This window comes from Amycolatopsis sp. NPDC003861, from assembly GCF_053605405.1.
In genome coordinates this window covers 1-3,735 of record NZ_JBSGJD010000450.1, presented here as the reverse complement: position 1 = coordinate 3,735, position 3,735 = coordinate 1, and the positions used below count along the sequence as shown (strand labels likewise).

Here is a 3,735-nt window from a genome sequence, read left to right as displayed (position 1 = left end):
GCGCACGCCGGTCCGCCGGGGCCGGCAGCAGCAGCCGCGGGGTGCCGTCTTCGAAGTCCTCCAGCGCGGCCAGCCCGGTGACGTCGGCGGGGCCGTCGAGCGCCACCGCGACGAGCCGGTGCGGCAACGGCCACTCCGCCGCCGTCGCCGCTTCCTGCACTGTCCGGGACGGCGACGGCGGGTCCGCCAGCAGCAGGTCCAGCAGCCGGCGCCGGCGCCGTTCCAGCGCGCCCGCCGCCCGCGCCTGGGCCGCCGCGTGCCCCTCGATCGACAACGCGGACAGCTCGTCGATGTAGGCGAAGATCGCCTCGGCCAGCAGGCACAGCGTCGCCGACGGGACGCCGGCCCGCGTCCCCACCTCCGCCATCCGCCGCCACGTCACCCGCGCGCCGACCCGGTACGCCGCCTGCAGGACGTCGAGGTTGCGGCCCTGCGCGAGCTCGTGCACGCCGAGTCCGACGAACACTCTGCGCCGCTCCTCCGGCAGCGGCCCGGACGCCGCGATCCGGTCGATGAACTGCAGGATCGCCGCCTGGACGCCGGCCCGCAGCGCCTTGCCGAACGCCCCGTCGAGGGGCCGCGCGTAGTCCGGGATGGTCCGCTGGATCTCGCGCAGCACCTCGTCGGCGACGTCCAGCAGCCGCGGCCGGAACACCGCCGCCAGCTCGCGGGGGAGCATCGCCCACAGCTGTCCTGGCCGGCCGTCGCCGCCGAGCATCGGTCCGAAGTTCGTTTCGACGGGCGGTCCCGTCATCGCCCACCCCATTGTGGAAGAGGAGTCAGGAACCGAGGAGTGCCTCCGCGCGCAGCGCGATCTCCATGTCGAGCCGGTCGTCGGCGTTGTCGAGCCGGTCGCCGAACAGATCGATGAGCTGGTGCATCCGGTACCGGACGGTCTGCGGGTGCACCTTCAGCTTCTTCGCGATTTCGGGGGCGCTGCCGCGGGACTGCAGCCAGATCAGCAGCGTCTCGCCGAGCCGCGCGCGCTGCTTCGGCGTGAGGTCCTCGAACGGCTGCAGGCTGCGTGCGCACAGCTCGCGGACCAGGAACTCGTCGGCGAGCAGCCAGAGCGTGGACAGGTGGTCGGTGCAGCGCGTCACCGGCGCGTCCGGCAGCACACCGCGTTGGACGAGCTTCAGCGTGCGACGCGCCCAGAGCAGCGAGCGCGGCGCGTCGGTGAGCCGCACGGTCGGGCCGATCACCGCGCGCCAGCCCGGCAGCCGCTCGGCGAGGTTCTTCAGGTGCTTCTCCGGAGCACCGGTGACCAGGCACGGCTCGCTGCCTTCGAGGTCCACGAGGACGTCGGAGTGCAGGTCGGGCGCGGCCAGGCTGTGTTGGTCGGCGCGTGGTTCGAGGGCGACGACGGTGACTTCGGCCGGCAGGGGCCACTGCGCCGTGGCGGCCTGCGCGGTGATGGTCTGCGGCGCGGACGGCGGGTCGGCGAGCAGCAGTTCCAGCAGCCGTCTCCGGCGGCGGGCGCGGGTGCCGGCCGCGCGCGTCTGCGCCGCCGTGTAGCCCTCGATCGAGAGCGCGGAGATCTCGTCGACGTAGGCGAAAATGGCTTCGGCGCTCGTGCAGAGCGTGTCCGCGGAGACGCCGGCGCTCTGCCCGAACTCGCTGATGTGCCGCCACGCGACCCGCCCGCCGACCCGGTAGGCGGTCTGCAGGCAGTCGAGGCTGCGGCCCTCGTTGAACTCGATTTTGCCGAGGTTGCGGAACACGGTCGTCCACGTCTCGAGCGGGACGGCACCGGGAGTGCCGACACTGTCGAGGCACTGGATGATCGACTGCCGGACACCCTGCGTGATGATGTGCCCGAACGCGCCCTCCAGCGGCTGGCGGTACTCGGGCACCGCCCGCTGCACCTCCTGCAGGATGGCGCGGGCGAGCGGGTCGACCCGCGGCTTGAAGCGGACCGCCAGCTCGCGGGGCAGCGACGCCCACAGCCCGATCGCGCCGGAAGCGCGCCCGTGCCGGGGATCCGCCGGGGTGCGCGGGGCGGGTGGGTAGGCGGGCCGGGGCCGGTCGGCCGACACGGACTGCTGCCGGTAGGCCGGTCCGGGAGTGCGCTCGCCGGAGTTCGGCCGCCCGGCCCGCAGGACGGGGGCGGCGAATCCGGTGTCCACGTCGGTCATGTGTTTTATCCTTGCTGGCAACAAAATCGGCCTCGTCGGCGGGAACGCCGATCCGGTTTTTGTGGCTCAGGCAACATAATTTCGCGCGAACGGCACTGTCAACGGGTTGTCCGCTGACTTTGCGGTAACCCGTCCGGACTACACCCGAACGGGTGGAACGGCGCGAGAGGAGGTGACACTTCCGGCGCGCGCCGATGGTGCGCGCGTGACAACTTTTCAGAGGGGTGGCCGCTCGGTTGTCAGCCGCGTGACGACGTCGTCGAGAGTGAGCCGGGCGGGCGCGGTCTCGGTGAGGAACTCGTTGAGCAGGGCGCAGAAGCGATCCGGCTCGGCCACGTGCGGAAAGTGTTTCACGTTTTCCAGCACGGTCAAGCGGCTGTCCGGCAGCAGTGCGGCCGTCCGGCGGCCGTGCGCCACCGGGATGAGCGGGTCGCGCGCGCCCCAGACCAGCAGCACCGGCACGGCTTCGGCGAGGTAGAGCTTGTCGACGGCGCTCGCGCGCTGGCCGCGCAGGTCGATCAGGCTGCGCGCGATGAACAGGAACGCCCGCCGCCGCGCCGGGTCGGCCAGTGAGCCGAAATGCCGGGCCAGTTCCCGGGTTTCGGGCTTGAGCGACCCGCCCAGCCGGCGTCCGAGCCGCGCGGCGGCCCGGGCGATCGCGAGGGTCACGCGGTTGACGGCGAGGGCCATTGTGGCCGGTGCGCCCGGCAGTGCGGCGGCCCGCAGCACCGGGCTGACCTCCGGCCCGAGGCCGGCGCTGCCCACCAGGACGAGGCGGTCGCACATCTCCGGGAATTGGTAGGCGAACTGCAGCGCGATGCCCCCGCCGAGCGAGTGCCCGACGATCGTCGCGTGCTTGACGCCGGACACCGCCAGGACGTCCCGCACGGTGCTCGCCATCGCGCCGAGGCCGTAGTCGGCGCGGGGTGCCTCGGATTCGCCGTGGCCGGGCAGGTCGAGCGCCAGCACGCGGCGGCCATCGCAGCGGGCCAGCACCGGTGCCCAGGTCTCGGCGCTGCCGGCGATCCCGTGCAGCAGCACGACCGCTTCGTCGCCGGAATGTGCGGGTGGCAGGTGCTCGTGCAGCCGGATGCGGCGGCCGTGCAGGATGAGGGTTTTGACGGTCATGGGCGGCCTTTCTCGCGGACCCGAAATTAGGGCATCCGACTGCTGCCGCGGATGTGGTGAACGCCACCACCGGAGAATCACGGACGGCCATGACAAGAACGTTGGGGAAAAGGCGGCGGTGCATGCGGGTTTTCGCGACGTCACCGGGAATGCGTATCGACATTCCGCCGGTATCCGGTAATCCTCGAAGGCATGGTCGCAATGACGCACCGGACGCGCTGATGTCCTGCCGCGCGAGTTTCCATTTCGTTCCCCAGGGCCCACGGCCGGCTTGGCCGGGTCGCCGCCCGTGGCGGCGGGTGCTGCCGATGCCGGTGCGCACGTTGGACCGGGTGGTGGCATCGGGACACGGCTCGGGCGGCCCGGCGCGGGTCGGGGAGGCGGCCCATGCGCCCCAATGTGGCGTTGGGTGCATCTGACGCACCCAATGTGGCGTTCGGTGCGTTGGACGCACCCAACGCCACATTGGGGC

The 3,735-nt window shown here is 72.3% G+C and carries 2 protein-coding genes and 1 pseudogene; all 3 read right to left on the bottom strand.

The genetic code is table 11. The features are described from left to right. A pseudogene (locus ACWEVN_RS47065) lies at nt 1-754 on the bottom strand (PucR family transcriptional regulator); the annotation flags it as partial. 25 nt (nt 755-779) lie between these two features. Next, nucleotides 780-2,135: a helix-turn-helix domain-containing protein gene (locus ACWEVN_RS47060; protein ID WP_452055604.1), complete on the bottom strand. Its 1,356-nt coding sequence runs from the start codon at nt 2,133-2,135 to the stop codon at nt 780-782. A 216-nt stretch (nt 2,136-2,351) separates the two neighbouring features. Beyond that, nucleotides 2,352-3,263 carry an alpha/beta fold hydrolase gene (locus tag ACWEVN_RS47055; protein WP_452055603.1) on the bottom strand — a complete coding sequence of 304 codons (912 nt, stop codon included), beginning with the start codon at nt 3,261-3,263 and terminating at the stop codon, nt 2,352-2,354. Nucleotides 3,264-3,735: the final 472 nt, after the last annotated feature.

Coding starts and splice junctions, on each gene's coding strand:
- ACWEVN_RS47060 (WP_452055604.1), bottom strand. CDS start 2,135: ATGACCGACGTGGACACCGGATTCGCCGCCCCCGTCCTGCGGGCCGGG.
- ACWEVN_RS47055 (WP_452055603.1), bottom strand. CDS start 3,263: ATGACCGTCAAAACCCTCATCCTGCACGGCCGCCGCATCCGGCTGCAC.